Source organism: Xanthomarina maritima, from assembly GCF_008084905.1.
GTDB classification, from domain to species: Bacteria; Bacteroidota; Bacteroidia; order Flavobacteriales; family Flavobacteriaceae; genus Xanthomarina; species Xanthomarina maritima.
In genome coordinates, this window is sequence record NZ_VSFC01000037.1 from 1 (window position 1) to 5,369 (window position 5,369).

Here is a 5,369-nt window from a genome sequence, read left to right on the forward strand (position 1 = left end):
TTCTGATTATCTAATAAATTTAATGAATTGTAAACTTAAGACGTGTATAATTCATTGCTAGTACTCGCCTACTTACGAAAATCCTCGCGGATTTTCTATTCGGTTTGTATTTGCTAAATTAGTTGCTTAAACACGCAACAAACCATATACAAACACGTTGTAACCCATTTAAGAAATACCTCGTATGAAAAAAGAAATAGTCGATTGGCTTAATAATATTGAAAAGCAAGATGGAATTCCTCCAGATTTTGTAATTGCTTTTAATTTAGGTCTAATGGAAAGTGACCAAGGATTTATGATGTATTTCGTTGGTGCTTTTGAATATTCAGAGGAAGATGATGATTGGGCTTGTTTAGAACCGCCTTCTAAACCATATAGATATTTAAGATTACCGGATAAAATTCAAAACGAATCGTGGGAAACAATTCTTGACCTTTGCAAAAATGCGCTGACTGAATTAGAAAATGACGGTAGTTTAAACACAACATTGATAAAGAATGCTAAAGCCATTACGACTGGATTTGATGATAGTGAATTAATAAAAATAAGATAAAAAACGGGTTACAACACCGTGTAAAAATAATTGCTTGGTTCTAGCCTACTCGGAAAATCCTCGCGGATTTTCTATTCGGTTTTTATTTGCTAAATTACGTGCTAAGCCACGCAACAAACCATATACAAACACGTTGTGCTTCATTATGACTAACCAAGAGAATTATGAAATTCTTTAGAAAATTAAGACAAACATTACTTTCAGAAGGAAAGATTGGAAAATATCTGAAATATGCTATTGGGGAAATTGTGCTTGTAGTTATTGGGATATTGATTGCACTACAAATCAATAATTGGAATCAAAAAAAACAGGCTGATAAAGAATTTAAAACAGCAATCGAACAAATCTACACACACTTGCATGCCGCAAAAGAAGTTGACACCTGGGATATTTCAGTAGTTGAAGAACAATTGGAACTTTGTAAAGCAATGCAATCTAACATAGATTCTTTTTCTAATTTCGAAATACTTCGAAACGCTCATTTCTTGGATTGGATGTCAGGAACAGGAACAAGGCTTTTAAATTTTGATGACTTCTTAAGTAAAATTGAGTTTGACCCCAATGATAAAGCCAAAAGCTCTTTGGTATTTCATTTGAACCAGTTTTTTATTGCATTATATGATGCATTAGATCATGATTTTATGAATCTTAAAGAAAAATATTTTGAGCCTATTTTTAAAAGAAATCAGATGCCTATTTCCACAGGGCAAGTTGGCACCAGCATAAAAATGGCAAAAGAAGGAGAATATACAATCCTTTCAGAATATGCAATTAACAAAATTGACAGCCTAAAGTACTCAAACGAATTCCAATCGGCTTTGCAGTCAACCGAACATAGAATAAAACGGATTTTGGGAATTTTAAAATTTCGCAAAGCAGAAAGTGAAGCTGTGAGGGAAATGTTGTTGAGATATGATGATAATTTAGAATTGAAATATGACGGGATTATAATTGAAGGCACGGCCATAAATGGAGAAAATAGTCAGCCAATGAATTTAACCAATGCTAATGAGGGTATATGGACAGCTAAAATGAAATTAATAAATGGTAACATTAAATTTAAGTCAACTTATGCTCACTACTTTAGTTGGGGAGGTTCAGGTGGAAAGCTTGGAGAATTAAAATTTTGGGGAGAACCTATTGATGTAACTTCTGGAGAATATTTTATCACCGTCAATTTTGAAAAAATGGAATACAAAATTGAACAAAAATAACGAAAGCACAACAATGGCTATAAGTAATTGCTTGTTCTTGTCTACTTCTGACACGAGCACAAAGTGCGAACTGGCGAAGCAAAATCCGCGAGGATTTTTTATTCGGTTTGTATTTGCTAACTTTAGTGCTTAAACACGCAACGTATCATATACAAAACCGTTAGCGGTAATCATAACAAAATTAACTCAAAGAAAAGAATGAAAATTATACTTGTTTTTATTTGCTTTTTAATCCCAATTTTGGTGCAACCAAATCCTATCATCCAAAGGCATGATGTATCAGAATCAGACTATATAGTAGAGGAAAATGCACCTGGTTTCATGATCGATTTACCGCATGAAGGCCATGGAGTGTTGATTTCAGAACAATGGATTTTAACTGTTGCTCATACCATATTTTATGATTACCGTAATAAAAAGTTAACCATCAACGGATCAGAATATGTTATACAAGAGGTTATTATACATCCTAATTACGTAAAGGATATTCCCGAGGCCTATTTAAGCGGGGATAGTAAACCTTTTATGAAATTCCTTTATAGCAGAAGTGATATTGCGCTTATCAAGCTCAGTGAGCCTGTCAAGAATTCTAATCCAATAGAACTGTACACCAACAGAAATGAAAAGGATCAAATCATTGAAATCTATGGCAAAGGAGCTACGGGAAATGGGTTAACTGGTGAGCAGCAAGATACTAGGGCTAATCAAACTTTAAGATTCTGTAGGAATGTTGTTACTGGATCAGATGAAAATTGGCTTACTTATGTGTTTGATCCTCCCCAAAATGCTATTGAGTTAGAAGGCATGCATGGATCAGGCGATAGTGGAGGTCCTTCAATAATCTATGTAAACAAAAAGCCGTATTTAGCGGGATTATCTAGCTGGCAATATTGGGATGGAGACCTTTCAGATTTTAAGGCCGGATTGTATGGGACGACAGCGTATCAAACTAGAGTTTCCAGCTATATTGACTGGATAAATAATTATATTAAAAACCGCTAACAATGTATATAAGCCATTGAAACGGCTCATATACAAAACCGTTACCATACATTTCAATACTCTTCAACATTATTGAATTTTGATGACTTTTATCATTTTTTCAAAATGAATTAAATAATACTTTTACACATATAACATTAAATAAATGGAAATATGAAAAATCTATTATTTATTATAATTACAGCTTTTAGCTATTGTTTATCATTCTCTCAAAACGTAGAATGGGAAAATATCTATCCTAATTATTTAACACTGGGCAAAGCATTAACCGTTGATTCTGATAACGACATTATTTCTGTCGCTAACGGTCTAAATGTTGGAGCTTATAATGAATACTTATACGTTCAAAAACATTCACCTCAAGGAAATCTCGTTTGGAAAGATTCAATTAGCACTAGCGTTAGTAATAACTATCATTCAGCAACTTGGGTAGGAACTGACAACAATAAAGATATTTTTATAGTAGGATATAGGTTTACACTTTCAAACCAAAATGAAATACCTAATGCTATAAAAGTAATTAAATACTCTTCAAACGGTACATTGTTACAAAATACAACTATAACAGGTATCTTCAATAGAGATGGTAACACGAACCTTGGTCGCAGAAACGAATCTGTTTTAGATGAAAACGGAAATCTCTATATAGCAACTGCTGGAGCTACTGACACACAATCAGGTGCTGGTTTTGTGCTTCTTAAATTTGATAATGATGCTAATTTGTTGTGGGAACGTTTACATAATTTTTCTAATGTCCACGGATTAAGAGGAATGGACTACAATAATGGTAAAGTAGTTCTGGTAGGAACAACAACAGTTACTGGTACTGATAACAAAGTTGCAGTTTGGGACCAAAACGGAAATTTTGTTTGGGCTTCTACCAATACTATTCCTAATCAAACTTGGGCAACTGATGTTTTGCTTGATGATTCAGGTAACACCTACACTTTATGCCAAAATTTTGGTTCAGCTTATAATGTCATTGAACTCACCAAATATAATCCATCTGGTACAGTTTTATATTCTGAACCTTTTGATATACAAGTAGCTGCAACTTCTGGCAGAATGGCTTTACTTCCTAATGGAAATATTGTTATTACAGGTACAAATTGGACAACTTCAGGAACAGGAAAAATACTTGTTGCTCAAGTTTCTACTGCGGATGCATCCATAATTAATAGCAGTTTAAATGATTTACCACAAATCAATAATTGGGTTTATGACATTAAAGCAACATCCAACGGAAATTACTATGTGGCTGGCAGAAGTGACAACAATGGTGGTTCACCAAGTTCAATGTTCCTGTATGCTTTTTCAGATTTAAATGGCTATGAATGGAACACTCTATACGAAACGCAGGGAACAAAACCGATGTCTGTAAAGACAGATATAGACGAAAACATTTATGTTCAAATTGAAAACACAAATACTGTTGTTAAATTTGGTAATAGTATTCCACTTTCAATACCTGACAATTTACAAAATGAGAAGTTGGAAATTTATCCAAATCCAGTATCTTCTTGGGCAATTTTAGAATTCATCCATAAAGATATTACCAATGTAATTATATACGACGAATTAGGAAAAGTTGTTTACGAAGTTCCTAAAAATGAATTAAATCATACTATTAATAGAATAACACTTGATTTATCTGATTTTCAAAGTGGATTATATTTTTGCAAAATAGTAAATGGTAAGAACGTTCATACAGTTAAACTTATTAAAGAATAATCTTATTTGATAAGAATCAACGTATGGTAACAAAGAACTGAGTTAAAAAACATTGCTTATTTTAGTTAAATCGATTGGTCGTTGCTTTGTATGCTAGCTTCTGATTTTCCTTCGGAAAATCCTCGCACGCAAACACGCAACGTTCCTTACACATAAACGTTGTGCATAATGTCGGAAAAAGACAAAATCAATAAAGAAAATAACGTGGAAAAAAGAATTTAAACACAAAAAAAAAATGAACAAAAAATTAATCAAACTCTTTTTGCGATTTGCAATAGCAATCGGATTTCTGTCGGCAACAGCGGACAGGTTTGGATATTGGAGCAAGGACGTTTCTGCTTGGGGAAATTGGGACAACTTTATTCAATATACAGCAACAATAAATCCTTGGTTTCCAGCATCTATAATTCCAGCAATTGGAGTTTTGGCTACAGTAGCAGAAATTATTTTTGCAATTTGTCTGCTAATAGGATTTAAAACAGAACTATTCGCAAAATTGAGCGGAATTTTAATGCTAATTTTCGCTTTATCAATGACCTTCTCAATCGGAATAAAAGCACCGTTCGACTATTCTGTTTTTAGTGCTTCTGCCGCAGCTTTTGCATTGAGTTTGATGAAAGAAAAACATTGGGAATTGGATAATTTGATTAACAAACAAAAAACGGAATAATATAAAAACACTATGCACAACAATGGCTATAAGTAATTGCTAGTGCAAGCCTACTTACGAAAATCCTCGCGGATTTTTGCTTAGCACAGTTCGCTATGCTCGTGTCTATTCGGTTTTTATTTGCTAAATTAGGTGCTTAAACACGCCACTAATCATACACAAACACGTTGTGCTTCATTATAACCAACCACTAACCAAT

General features: G+C 33.4%; 5 protein-coding genes. All 5 read left to right on the forward strand.

Annotation, left to right across the window (positions count from 1 at the left end; all coding sequences use genetic code 11):
* Positions 1-184 precede the first annotated feature (184 nt).
* The 5 genes from FVF61_RS07420 to FVF61_RS07440 all read left to right on the forward strand — a co-directional run bounded on the left by FVF61_RS07420 (position 185) and on the right by FVF61_RS07440 (position 5,170).
* Positions 185-553, forward strand: a complete 369-nt coding sequence (locus FVF61_RS07420) for a hypothetical protein (RefSeq protein WP_148454911.1) — start codon at positions 185-187, stop codon at positions 551-553.
* 164 nt (positions 554-717) lie between these two features.
* Positions 718-1,767: a DUF6090 family protein gene (locus FVF61_RS07425; RefSeq protein WP_148454912.1), complete on the forward strand. Its 1,050-nt coding sequence runs from the start codon at positions 718-720 to the stop codon at positions 1,765-1,767.
* 198 nt (positions 1,768-1,965) lie between these two features.
* Positions 1,966-2,769, forward strand: coding sequence for a S1 family peptidase (locus FVF61_RS07430; protein ID WP_148454914.1), 804 nt, complete (start codon positions 1,966-1,968; stop codon positions 2,767-2,769).
* A 153-nt stretch (positions 2,770-2,922) separates the two neighbouring features.
* Entirely contained in the window at positions 2,923-4,500 is a 1,578-nt protein-coding gene (locus FVF61_RS07435; RefSeq protein WP_148454916.1) for a T9SS type A sorting domain-containing protein, read from the forward strand.
* A gap of 235 nt (positions 4,501-4,735) precedes the next feature.
* Entirely contained in the window at positions 4,736-5,170 is a 435-nt protein-coding gene (locus FVF61_RS07440) for a DoxX family protein (protein WP_148454918.1), read from the forward strand.
* Positions 5,171-5,369: the final 199 nt, after the last annotated feature.